Raw genomic sequence first — 12,303 nt, 5'->3', positions numbered from 1 at the left:
TGTACACTAAACGTGTACACAAAAGAAGGAGAAAGCATGCAGACCATTAATGTCCGGGAAACGCGGGAAAAGCTTTCTAATCTATTAGACGCGGTAGCCGCTGGAGAAGAGATTGTTATTCTTCGCCATGGTAAACCAGCAGCGCGGCTGACGGCAGCCTATCCGGAAACTATTCAGTTTCTGGATCGTTCAGGGCTAAGAGCTTCGCTACCGCCTTCTCGAGAAAGTTCTGCACAGACGGTGCGAGAGCTCAGAGACGAAGAGCGCTATTGATGTACTACTTCGACACCAGTGCCGTTCTACCCTACTACCGCCAAGAGCATGCTAGCGATAGCATTCAAGCCTTGCTTGAATTGCAGACCAAGCCAGTTCTGATCAGTCATTTAACAGAAGTGGAAGTTGCAAGTGCCTTGGCCCGTTGGGTTCGCATGGGGGAGCTTAGTGAGCCCCAGGCAAATCGCATCGAAAGTGCCTTCCATGATGATGTCAGCCACGGCCGCTTCACCCTCTGCTCTATTGAATCAGACCATTACCGTCGAGCCGGGCATTGGATCGGGACACGAAAGACAAGTCTGAGGACATTGGATGCACTCCACCTGGCCTGCGCGGAGTCTAATCAGGCTTGTTTGATCAGTGAGGACGAAGCGTTGCTGAACGCGGCCGTTTTTTTTGGCATAGACGCGCGCCTTGCCTCAAATGGCAGCTGAGCACTATGGGCAGGAAGCTGAGTCTACTTAAGCTGCTGTAACAACACGGAAATAAATTGGAGGCGCGGGTCGGAATCGAACCGGCGTACACGGAGTTGCAGGACGAACTTTCTGAATCAATTTTCCGCAATAAATACAGAAGCTTACCGACTCCTTCTCACGAACGCTGCACGCTCAGTTACGCATCATAAAGTCATTTACAATCAATCAGTTATATTTTCATTTTTTGGGTGATTTTCAGCTCACCGCCTCCTTCGGCTCGATAAGACCTTCTATCCATCAGGTAGTCCCCGTGTAGTGGTCAACTCATCCCGGACAGTATTTTAAGGTTTTCCTCAGCCGCAACCGGCGAAATGCCGTCGTTGAATGTGTGCGGTCGCTGTCGGTTGTAGTAGTCCATCAGATAGCCACCCACATCTTTTTTCGCCTCGGGGAGGTTCCGATATCCTAGAGCCGGTATCCATTCAGATTTCAGGCTCCGGAACAGTCTCTCCATCGGTGCGTTGTCCCAGCAGTTGCCACGTCGGCTCATGCTTTGTGTCATTCGATAGCGCCAGAGCCTCTGACGGAACTTACGGCTGGCATACTGACTTCCCTGGACGCCCTTCTAAGAGTCAAGCAGCAATTCTCGACTGGCCAATCTCACGTTGCCGGTGGCGTAAAAGATAGAACAGCTCTCGCGCTATGTAACGTTTTAGACAACGGATAGCTTCCAACTTTGAATGCCCTTCTGTTAGTCGTCTTGCAACGTACTCCTGGGTTTTAACATCAAGCCGAAGCCTGCCGATCGCAATTATGTGCAGTGCACTGTTGGCTGCGCGATCGCCTCCTCGGTTAAGCCTGTGGCGCTGCGTCTTTCCGGAAGATGCCGGTATGGGATTGACCCCGCAAAGCGCAGCAAAACTGGCTTCGGAGCCAAGTCGATCAGGGTTGTCACCTGCGGTAATCAACAGCTGCGCCGCCGACTCATAACCGACAGCTGTTCTTGCAACCAAGTCGGGCGCAAGTTCGTCCACGATGGCCTTGATCATGGTATCCAAGTCCGCGATCTCGTCATGTAGCTCTACATATCGGCGAGCGAGGGACTTCAGGGCTATCCGATAGGCCGTCATGACGTCTCGGTATCCGCCTAGCCCGGATTTCTCATGAAGAAGGTAGCATGAGGAAGGAAGAAGCGGCTTAAAGTGTTAGAATTCAAGTTCCTACACAAAAACCCACACTAAAAGCCGCTATCCAAAATGGTACCTCAAAAACTGACCTTCTCGCCACTCTCCCGCCGCCAGATTGAAGCCGATTTCTCCGGAGGCCATATCACCTCGGATGCCGGTGTGTTGTTACTGCGCGAAGTCGATAAACAACACCGGCTAACCCAGCGACTGGCCGAGACGCTGACCGACCAGCGGGATGCCCGCATGATTCGTCATGGGCTCAACACCATGATCCGGCAGCGCGTCTACGGCGTGGCCAGCGGCTACGAAGATCTGAATGATCATGAAGCGCTTCGCTTTGATCAGGCACTACAAACCGCCACGGGGAATGCCTCGACTCTGGCCGGCAAGTCCACGCTTTGTCGAATGGAGCAGGCGATGGATCGGCAAACCATTGTCAAAGCGCATGAGTTGCTCTGGCACCACTTTATCGAGCAGCATGAGAAGCCGCCCAAGGAAATCGTGCTGGATTTTGACGGCACCGATATTCCGGTGCACGGCGACCAGCCGGGTAAGTTCTTTAACCGGTATTACGACCATCACTGCTACTTCCCGCTTTACGTCTTCTGCGGTAGGCACTTGCTGGTGAGCTATCTGCGCACCAGCAATCGAGGTGATGCCCGGCACAGCTGGGCCATTCTGGCGCTGCTGGTGCGATTTATTCGCGAGTATTGGCCACAGACCCGGATCGTGTTCCGGGGCGACTCCCACTTCAGCAAGCCCCGACTGCTGGCCTGGTGCGATCGCAACCAGGTGGATTACATCGTAGGCATGGCCCGCAACCAGCGGCTGGAGGCGCTTGCCGCCCCAGCCATGGACAAAGTCCGGACCTACTACGAGGCTCATGGCCATAAGCTCGCCAGCACCTTCCGCTTCCGCTACAAAGCCCGAAGCTGGCATAAGCCACGCTGGGTGGTTGCGCGCCTGGAATATGGCCCTCAAGGCCCGAACCCCCGGTTCGTTATCAGCTCCCGCTACGATGACGGATTCAAGCTCTACTACGAACAGTATTGCGCACGGGGTGATATGGAGAACCGGATCAAGGATCAACAACTGGATCTGTTTGCCGGTCGCACCTCCAGCACACACTGGTGGACCAACCAGTGGCGGCTGATCTTATCCGGCTTCGCCTACACCCTGTTCGAGCGTTTGCGGGTGCATCTGAAAAACACGCCCTTCGAACGTATGAGTGCCGGCACCTTGCGCTTGAAGCTGATCAAGGTTGGCGCAGTCATCATCCGCAACACCCGCCGAATACGGGTGTTGATGAGTGATAGCTATCCACACAAGAACGATCTCTCAGCACTGGTTCAGCGCTTGGTGCCCCAGTAGATAATCGGGCTCCCCCGGCCCGATACCAATGGGGGAAAGGGGGAGTTGTGCCTGAATGCCGGAAACTGGCTAAATAATCGCCAACTTCGACCATGACCACTCGGATCTGGCACTACCAGGCTTGGTCTGCGAAGGTTGTTGGAGCACTATGAGAAATCCGGGCTAGATCGGGACGCGATGATGCCAACGTCCGGATAAGTTGCATGCGCGTCATGCTCCTAAGCTGGTCCCGTAACTCCTCCGGTGCGGAGACAATCTGGGTTTGAATCATCTGAAGCGCTACCCTGCGGGCTGCGATCGCTGTCTTTCGACAGACTTTCAGAACACGCAAGGATTCAACCATGCCGTCACGTGTCTTCGGTGTTACCGTACGAATGCCCGCAAAGGCCGCGTGCGCAGCATTCTCAGCATCAATGCTGTCGTCTTTGCCCCGCTTGCGGCGGACGGATTTATCGGGACTTGTAACCTCCAGAGTCGTGATGCTGGCCTGCTGTAAATAGCGCAACAGACCCGCGCCATAGGTTCCTGAGCATTCAATCCCTATTCTGGTGACGTCGCCAAAGCTGCGCATCCACGCCAACATGGTTTTATAACCATGGCGCGTCGCTGGAAAGGTGTTTGTTCCGAGAACCTGGTCATGACCATCAACCGCGGCAGCAACATGCAGATCTTTATGGGTATCAACACCACCGACAATCACCGGGCGAACATCCTGCTGTAAAGACATGACGAAGCTCCTGGCTATCTATTTGAAGATGGCTTCACCATGCACGATAGCCTGGACACGACAGTAACGAGACAGGCTGTCAGGCCCTTCTTGAGTCACATGCATCGGCGGGGTGAAACCCCTGCCGCTAGGTGTTCTCGGAATTCCGACAGGTCCAGGGAAAGACACATATCTGGGTCGATCGGAGTGCGGGTCAGGAAACCCGAGAACACTTGCGACACCCAGTATTTCAAGTTGAGCCAAAATCAGAAATACCCGGCACTGACAGTATTACTATCTGAGTGGAACATGACCTTTTCTGGTTGACCACGCTGTTCCCAGGCGTGATCCAGAGCCTTGACCACCAAATCGGCATCGGGGCTGGATGACATCGCCCAACCAACAACTCGTCGGGCATACAAATCCAGAACGACAGCCAGATAACTCCACCGCTGGCCGCTCCAGACATAGGTGATGTCACCACACCACGCCTGATTGGGCCGGCCTAACGTAAACTCACGAGCCAGATGGTTCGGGATATCCGGTCGCTCAACGGTCGCCTGCTTGTAGGCGTGAGGACCCGGCTGCTTACAGATCAGCCCCAGTTCACTCATCAATCGTCGAACCTTGAAGCGCCCAATAACAACGCCGTCGTCATTGAGCATGCCCTTGATCGTTCTACTGCCGGCAGAGCTGCGGCTCTTGGTAAAGAGGCGGTTTACCTGAGCCTTCAGGGCCAGACGCTCAACATTCACGTGCTTCCGCCGTTGGCGGTACTCGTAATAGCTGGAACGGCTGATATCAAACGCATTGCAGACCATTTCAACAGGCATTTGCTCACTCAACTGGTCTATCAGCGCGTACGATTCATGTCGTCCGACATCAAGAGAGCGGTAGCCTTTTTTAGTATGTCTTTCTCCTGTTGAAGGCGCTTGCAGCGGGCTTCCAGCTCCTGAATACGGCGCTGCTCCGGGGTTAACGCCTTGCCCTTCGGGGTGACACCGTCACGCTCCTCGGTCAGTTGGTTAACCCAGCGCCGGATAGCGCTTTCGCCAATTCCCAGGGACACGCTCGCCTGGGGAATCGTGTAACCTTGATCAAGCACCAGGCTGGCTGCTTCCTGTTTGAACTCAGGAGAAAAAGAACGTCGCTTTCTGGTCATCAGACACCTCGTTTATGGTGGCGATCTTACCACCTACGCTGGTGTCCGGAATCATTGAACCACTACACCGCCCTTTAACACATCACAAACATTTTGCGTGCAGAACGCTGCTAGTTTTGTACAGGCGTGTTGTCAGTGCCCCAAGTTGCAAACCGTTATCTTAGTCCCTGCACGGTTGGGACGTTTATTCCACCTTCCTAGCGAAAACGGCTCAATTGCTTTCGAAGCAGTTGGACTATTACCTGAAACTTTTGGAGCTACACCACTGATGGCTATTAAAAAAGACGAACTGACCTCACACTACGCATGCATTCCCAACGCGACATTGCAGGATCCTCGACTAAAGCCAGAAGCACTGGGAGTCCTCGTATTTCTTTTATCCTTGCCCGAAGACTGGATTATCCGAGCCGCCCAAATTAGGCGGAAATTTAATATCGGGAAATTCGTTCAACAAAGAATTTTTCGGGAGTTGGAGCGGGCCGGATATCTGGTAAAAGAGAAGGAAAAAGACAAGGCTCGGACTAAAGACGGTCGCTGGACCTGCCGGATTACAATTTTTCAAACCTCTCAAAAACCACTGACGGACGAAGATGGACAAGCTTGGAATAGCAAGTAAGGACTGGTAACAGAAAAGGCTTGGATGTCATCCGCGTATTGGTAAATTAAATCGCGCTAGGTACCTTTGGCCTGCGCCCACTACAAATGGAAGAAAAAGGGATGTACGGAAAGGTCGCAAAGCGAACGTTCAGTCGCAGTGCAAAACCATAGTCACTTGTATCCAGTTGGGGCTAGGGAAACTCTGTTTAACTCACTTGTGTGCTTCCAATAGCGCCTTCACATGCTTGCCGCAGCCATGTTGTGGTCATAGCTCATCTCATTATGTACCAGTGCCCAGGCAGAGGCCGGATAAACGTGCCAGTGGTGGCGCCACCAAGCTCGGGACTCGCCGGTAAGGGCATTCCAGCCAAAGCAACACCGCCACCGGCAGCAGGCGCGCTGGCCATGTGCCAGCGGTCAGATCAGCCGCTATATCAGGGCGGATCAGTTATCGCTGGTGTCCGACAGGTAGGCGCCGTCCTCGTCATGGACTTCCTGGCCGGTCACCGGCGGGTTGAAGGCGCAGATCAGGCGCATGTCCTCGGTGCCACCGTACAGGGTGTGCCTGTCGTGGTTGTCCAGGGCGTAGAGGGTACCGTCGGTAATCTCGTGAACTTCACCCGTGGCGAGGTCCTTGATGCGCCCGTTACCGGCAACGCAGTAAACGGCTTCCAGGTGGTGCTTATACCAGAAAGTGTGCTCGGAGCCTGCCTTGATGATGGTTTCGTGGAAGGAAAATCCCATTCCGTCCTTCTTGAGCAGCAGGCGGCGGCTGGTCCACTGCTTGTCGCTGACTTCACGCTCGGTACCAATAATGTCCTGAACTTTAACGATTTTCATGGGCGTATCTCATGATTGGTTGGCCAGAATCGGGTTAGACACCGTTATAGTATAAACATTAGGCATCTATATATTTCAAGCGGCCCTTTCCTCCCGCCACTGGTCATACCCCACCAGGGCGCTTTGGATGGGGCCTCCAGCTTCTGCAGCTCCCCTTTGGTGAAGGTTGTGGTCGTGAGGGCAACTCAGGGCTGCTTACTGGTGGGCAACACTGACCTGACCATCGAAATTGCACCGAATGAACTTCACATGAGGTATGTGGCGCCTTACATGCAAAACTGATTCATCCGTTATAGGGTCAGCCTACGGGCTGGCCTTGTTTACTTTTGAAGGCGAAACCACCTCAGCCGGAGTGTGCCCGACGCTACTCCACGCTGCCATGTATCAAGTCCGTCAGGCCATGGCGCTGAGTGTTCGCCGGAAGCGGGTCAGGGCCAAACCAAAAAGGGTACCCCCGATAACGGCGATGGCCAGGAATTGCGGCCACACGGTGGCGAGGCCCGCGCCACGATAGAGGATGGCCTGGGCCAGCATTACAAAGTGGGTGTTGGGCGCGGCGAGCATGATGTACTGGACGGCCTCCGGCATGCTCTCGCGCGGCGTTGAGCCCCCGGAGAGCATTTGCAGCGGCAGCAGCACCAGCATGAGCAGCAGGGCGAACTGCGGCATGGAGCGGGCGACGGTGCCGAGGAAGATGCCCATCGAGGTGGTCGCGAACAGATGCAGCGCCGTCCCGACCAGGAACAACGCGAGCGAGCCTTCGATCGGCACGGACAGCCAGCCCTGCACGACGGCGGTGAGCGCGAAGGCGGTGGCGGCAAGGACGACCAGCGCCATCGCCCATACCTTGCTCGTCATGATCTCGAAAGGCGTCACCGGCATGACCAGCAGATGCTCGACGGTGCCGTGCTCGCGCTCGCGGATCAGCGCCGCGCCGGTGAGGACGATGGAGAGCATGGTTACGTTGTTGATGACCTGCATGATCGCGCCGAACCACGACTTGTTGAGCTGGGGATTGAAGCGCGCCCGGAGCGCCAGATCGACCGGCAGCTCCGGAATCTCGCGATAACGCTGCGCAAAGGCCCGCACCTCGTCGCTCACGATAGTCTGGATATAGCCGGTGCCAGTAAATGCCTGGCTCATGCGCGTGGCATCGACGTTCAGCTGGACCGTGGGCCGCCGCCCCGCCAGCAGGTCACGCTGGAAGTTCGGCGGGATGTCAAGGGCAAAGGTGTCTAGGCCGGCATCCATGCGGGCGTCCATCTCGGCCTGGTCGATCACCTCGGGGAGAACAAAGTACGGCGGGTAAAAGGCGCTGACGATGCGCCATGACAATGGCGAGCGATCCTCGTTCACCACCGCGATCGGCGCCTTGTTGAGGGTCTCCGGCATGGCCGTGGCCGCCGTGTAGACCGAAACGGTGAAGGCGTAGACAATCAGCACAAGCATGATCCGGTCGCGGATGAGGCTGCGCAACTCCTTGACACCGAGATGGAAAATATTGGCAAGGCGCATGGACTATCGCTCCTGCTTTTTGAGCAGCGCTGCGGACAGACCGATCAGAACCGGCACGGCCAGCGCCAGTGGGAGAAAGGCGGCATGCAGGTCGGAGAAGTTGAGGGCCTTCGAGAAGGTGCCGCGCGCGATCGTCAGGAAATGCGTGGTCGGATAGACCTCGCCGATCAGCCGGCCCATCCCTTCCAGGGACGAGACCGGGTCGATCATGCCCGAGAAATTCGCCGCCGGCAGGATGGTGAGTACCGCCGTGCCGAAGATCGCCGCGATCTGGCTGCGCATGAAGGTGGAGATCAGCAGCCCCACGGCCGTGGCGGCACCAACATAGAGCAGCGCACCCACCGCCAACGTCAGGAAGCTACCCTTCAGCGGCACGCCGAACACGGTCACCGCGAGTAGCGTAAGCAGCAGGAAGCTCAGGAAGGACAGGACCACGTAAGGAAACTGCTTGCCGAGCAGGAACTCGAGCCGCGTGGTGGGTGTGACATAGAAGTTGGTGATCGAGCCGAGCTCCTTCTCGCGTACCACGCTGAGCGCCGCGAGCATGGCCGGGATCAGCATGAGCAGCAGCGGGATCACCGCCGGCACCATCGCCACCAGGCTCTTGACGTCCGGGTTATAGCGGAACCGGGTCTCGATATTGACGAGCCCCGCCAAAGCCTCGCCGTAGCCGGCTTCGCGCGCCTTAGTCGCCAGCCAGTGGGCATGAATCCCCTGCACATAGCCGCGGACGGTCTCACCCCGTGTTGGCATGGCGCCGTCGATCCAGGCGCCGATCTCGACCCGCCGGCCCCGGGCGATGTCGCGCGCGAAGCCCGGCGGGATCTCGATCGCCAGACTGATGTCGCCTTCGCGCATTCGCCGGTCGAGATCGGCATAACCGGTAATCGGCGGCCGCTCGACGAAGTACCGTGAGCCGGTGAGGTTGAGCGTATAGTCGCGGCTGACGGTGGTCTGGTCGCGATCCAGCACCGCGAAGGTGAGATCCTCGACATCGAGGCTGATCCCATAGCCCATCACAAACATCAGGATGACGCTGCCGAGCAGCGCCAGCGTCAGCCGGATAGGATCGCGGCGCAGCTCCAATCCTTCGCGCCGGGCATGGCTGATCATGCGCCGGGGATCAAACATGCGCCGCCAGCCCTGGGGTTCGACATGGCCTGACGACGCGTCAACCGTATCGAGCGAAGCTGTTTGCCCCTCGTCGGCTTCGCCCGACGCCTCCTCCAGATGCGCCACGAATGCTTCTTCCAGGGTCTCCGCGCTCCGCTGCTGCACGATATTTGCCGGCGTGTCGGTGACCAGCACCCGGCCCGCATGCATCAGCGAGATACGGTCGCAGCGCTCGGCCTCATTCATGAAGTGCGTGGAGATGAAGATGGTCACCCCGTCACGGCGCGACAGCTCGACCAGCATCCGCCAGAAGGCATCGCGCGCCACCGGGTCGACACCTGAGGTGGGCTCGTCGAGGATCAGCATCTCGGGCTTGTGGATCATGGCCACTGCCAGCGACAGGCGCTGCCGGTGGCCGAGGGGCAGCCGGCCCGGCAGACTGTCGATCACAGCCGCCAGATCAAAGCGTTCAACCATTTCATCCACCCGCCCTGAAATCTCGGCAGCGGGCACCTGGAACAACCGGGCATGCAGCTCCAGGTTCTGCCGCACTGTCAGCTCGGTATAGAGTGAGAAGAACTGCGACATGTAGCCGACTCGGCACCGGGTCGCGAGGTCGTGCGGGTCCACCTCGTGTCCGAACAGCCAGGCCCGGCCTTCGCTCGGCGGCAGGAGGCCGGTCAGCATCTTCATGGTCGTGGTCTTGCCGCAGCCGTTGGAGCCGAGAAAACCGAAGATCTCACCCCGTGGGACACGCAGGTTCACATGATCGACCGCGGTGAACTCGCCGAAGCGCATGGTCAGATCCCGGGCCTCGATCGCGGTATCGCCATCCTCTGCCTGCCGTGGCGGAATCTCAACCGCCCGATAATCCCGGCGTTTTTCTTCCGGCAGCAGCCGGATGAAGGCTGCCTCCAGCGAATCCGCCCCCGTGCTGTGCAGCAGGTCTTCGGGCGTGTCGCTGGCCAGCACCCGCCCACCGTTCATTGCCGCCAGCCAGTCGAAGCGTGCCGCCTCCTCCATATAGGCCGTGGCCACCAGCACGCTCATGCCGGGACGGGAACGACGAATGCCGGCGATCAACCCCCAGAACTGGCGTCGTGAGAGGGGGTCGACACCGGTGGTCGGCTCGTCGAGGATGAGCAGGTCCGGATCGTGGATCAGCGCGCAGCAGAGGCCGAGCTTCTGCTTCATCCCCCCGGATAGCTTGCCCGCCGCCCGATCGAGAAACGGCTTGAGCCCGGTGGCCCATGTCAGCGCCTCAATGCGGCGCGCCCGTTCGCCGCCGTCATGCCCGAACAGGCGCCCGAAGAAGTCGAGGTTCTCGAACACCGAGAGCGTCGGGTAGAGGTTCCGCCCCAGGCCCTGCGGCATGTAGGCGATGCGCGGGCCGACTCCGCGGCGATGGCGCGCATCAGCCATGTCGCCGCCGAGCACCGCGACCTGTCCCGTCTGGACCGCGCGGGCGCCGGCGACCAGCGCCAGCAGGCTCGACTTGCCGACCCCGTCCGGGCCGATCAGCCCGGCCATGCAGCCCGCCGGGATATCGATGGTGACCTCGTCGAGCGCACACGCCTTGCCGTAGCGCAGGGACACATCCCGCAGGCGGGCAACCGGCACGTCAGCCCCCCCGTCATCCTCGATCTGTGCATGTGCCTCCCGGCTCATTGCGGCAGTCTCGTCTGCAGTTCAGGCGGCCAATCCACCCGCGGGTCGAGCCGCACATAGGCCATGCCCGGCAGGCCGGTCTTGACCTGGAGGAGGTGCTCTCTGAGCAGATCCGGGGCGATCCGCGCCTTGATGCGGAACATCAGCTTCTGGCGCTCTTCTTGCGTCTCCACCGCCTTGGGCGTGAACTGCGCGACGTCCGCCACGAAGGAGATTTCGGTCGGGACCACGTATTGTGGGGCGGCGTCGAGCACGAGCCGCGCCTCGGCCCCGAACGCGACCCGCCCGGCCTGTTCCGTCGGCAGGAAGAAGGTCATGTACACATCGGTGAGATCGACCATGTTCAGCACCACGCCGCCCGGGGAGAGGACTTCGCCGGGCTGAGCGACGCGGTACTGGACGCGCCCATCACGCGGCGATTTCAGCACGCTGTCGTCGATATCCGCCTGAATGCGCTGGAGGGTAGCCCGCGCCGCTTCCACCGAGGCCTCCGCGGCAATGACATCCGACTTGGCCCGCCCTATGGCGGCTTGCGCGGCCGCCGCCTGCGCCTCCGCGGCGCCGACCGCAGCCTTCGCCGCCGCGGCTGCGGCACGGTCGTCGTCGAGCTGCGCCTCGGAGGTGGCGTTTTTTGAGGCGAGCTCCCGGGTGCGGGCAAGCCGTTTTTGCGCGGCGTCGAGCTCGGCCTTCCTCTGGGCTATGAGCGCCTCGGCGGCCTGCTTCTCGGCCTCACGCTGGGTCACCAGGCTTTGCGCGGTCTCGATGCCGATGAGCGCCCGTTGCAACTGCGCCTCGGCCTCCCGGAGCTGCGCCTCCAGGACGGCCGTGTCCATTTTCGCCAAGACCTGGCCGGCGCGGACGAAGTCGCCCTCGTTGACCAGGATCTCCCGGATCCGACCTGCGGTCCTGGCTGCGATATCGATCTCGACCGCCTCGATCCGGCCGTTTCCAGCGGCGAATCCGTCGGGCAAGTCCTGCGGTTGAAAATGCCACCAAGCCCAAACGCCCAGTCCAATAACAATCGCAGCGGCGACGCCTCGAATACCTGCTTTAATGAACTTTTTCACGTCTTGGATTGCTCCCCGCCAGTTGGCTCACTCATTTTTGACCATTGAATTCAGGCTGAGCGAGATCTTTGTAGACCGACATTTGAGTCTGTACCTTACGCACAAACACAGCAATTAGGCTGACCCACATCATTTTTGTCGACAAATCTGCGGGCGAGATCTCTAGGATGATCCCCTGAGGGATATACAGTGGTTTGCATAGTGGTGCCCTGGCAGGCAAGCAAGAATTGGACGGTAATAATCAACCAATTGTACCCGGAGAGATACCGGAAGACTTTCTGGTCAGCAATGTAGGTGTTCTGTGGCCATCACAGCTGGGCTGGGCGATTCTGTATCTCCTGCTCTACAGCAGAGCTTGTGGGAGGGCCAGAATCCCCCTGCAGCTGGA

At 58.6% G+C, this 12,303-nt stretch carries 8 protein-coding genes and 4 pseudogenes; 4 read left to right on the top strand and 8 right to left on the bottom strand.

Going from position 1 to position 12,303, the window contains the following annotated elements:
• The first annotated feature begins 36 nt into the window (after positions 1 to 36).
• Positions 37 to 273, top strand: coding sequence for a type II toxin-antitoxin system Phd/YefM family antitoxin (locus tag ACP86_RS20470; protein ID WP_053115272.1), 237 nt, complete (start codon positions 37 to 39; stop codon positions 271 to 273).
• Complete coding sequence (locus ACP86_RS20465; RefSeq protein ID WP_053115271.1) at positions 273 to 707, top strand: type II toxin-antitoxin system VapC family toxin; 435 nt, start codon at positions 273 to 275, stop codon at positions 705 to 707. The genes ACP86_RS20470 and ACP86_RS20465 overlap by 1 nt, the downstream gene beginning before the upstream one ends.
• Before the next feature lie 301 nt (positions 708 to 1,008).
• Here the strand turns inward: ACP86_RS20465 and ACP86_RS20460 are convergent.
• Both ACP86_RS20460 and ACP86_RS20455 read right to left on the bottom strand, forming a co-directional pair.
• Positions 1,009 to 1,305, bottom strand: a pseudogene (locus tag ACP86_RS20460) (integrase core domain-containing protein); the annotation flags it as partial.
• A gap of 16 nt (positions 1,306 to 1,321) precedes the next feature.
• Positions 1,322 to 1,840: pseudogene (locus ACP86_RS20455) on the bottom strand (transposase); the annotation flags it as partial.
• A 105-nt stretch (positions 1,841 to 1,945) separates the two neighbouring features.
• Between ACP86_RS20455 and ACP86_RS20450 the strand changes: the two are divergent.
• Complete coding sequence (locus tag ACP86_RS20450) at positions 1,946 to 3,247, top strand: IS1380 family transposase (RefSeq protein ID WP_041336316.1); 1,302 nt, start codon at positions 1,946 to 1,948, stop codon at positions 3,245 to 3,247.
• A gap of 166 nt (positions 3,248 to 3,413) precedes the next feature.
• Here ACP86_RS20450 and ACP86_RS20445 read toward each other — a convergent pair.
• Positions 3,414 to 3,974: pseudogene (locus ACP86_RS20445) on the bottom strand (IS110 family transposase); the annotation flags it as partial.
• Positions 3,975 to 4,240: 266 nt separating this feature from the next.
• Positions 4,241 to 5,115, bottom strand: a pseudogene (locus ACP86_RS20440) (IS3 family transposase); the annotation flags it as partial.
• Between the two features lie 145 nt (positions 5,116 to 5,260).
• Between ACP86_RS20440 and ACP86_RS20430 the strand changes: the two are divergent.
• Entirely contained in the window at positions 5,261 to 5,731 is a 471-nt protein-coding gene (locus ACP86_RS20430; protein ID WP_141201860.1) for an Rrf2 family transcriptional regulator, read from the top strand.
• Positions 5,732 to 6,156: 425 nt separating this feature from the next.
• Here the strand turns inward: ACP86_RS20430 and ACP86_RS20425 are convergent, their stop codons facing one another.
• The 4 genes from ACP86_RS20425 to ACP86_RS20410 all read right to left on the bottom strand — a co-directional run bounded on the left by ACP86_RS20425 (position 6,157) and on the right by ACP86_RS20410 (position 11,915).
• On the bottom strand, positions 6,157 to 6,552 hold the full coding sequence (locus ACP86_RS20425; RefSeq protein ID WP_041336241.1) for an ectoine synthase: 396 nt from the start codon (positions 6,550 to 6,552) through the stop codon (positions 6,157 to 6,159).
• 393 nt (positions 6,553 to 6,945) lie between these two features.
• Positions 6,946 to 8,067 (bottom strand): ABC transporter permease, encoded by a 1,122-nt coding sequence (locus ACP86_RS20420; RefSeq protein WP_053115267.1) that lies wholly within the window; start codon positions 8,065 to 8,067, stop codon positions 6,946 to 6,948.
• A 3-nt stretch (positions 8,068 to 8,070) separates the two neighbouring features.
• On the bottom strand, positions 8,071 to 10,848 hold the full coding sequence (rbbA, locus tag ACP86_RS20415) for a ribosome-associated ATPase/putative transporter RbbA (protein WP_053115266.1): 2,778 nt from the start codon (positions 10,846 to 10,848) through the stop codon (positions 8,071 to 8,073).
• Positions 10,845 to 11,915, bottom strand: a complete 1,071-nt coding sequence (locus tag ACP86_RS20410) for an HlyD family secretion protein (RefSeq protein WP_374815209.1) — start codon at positions 11,913 to 11,915, stop codon at positions 10,845 to 10,847. The genes rbbA and ACP86_RS20410 overlap by 4 nt, the downstream gene beginning before the upstream one ends.
• Positions 11,916 to 12,303: the final 388 nt, after the last annotated feature.

Origin of the sequence: Marinobacter sp. CP1, assembly GCF_001266795.1 — a bacterium.
Classification (GTDB): domain Bacteria; phylum Pseudomonadota; class Gammaproteobacteria; order Pseudomonadales; family Oleiphilaceae; genus Marinobacter; species Marinobacter flavimaris.
Note: the sequence above shows the minus strand (reverse complement) of the source record. Positions and strands in the feature narration are given on the sequence as shown.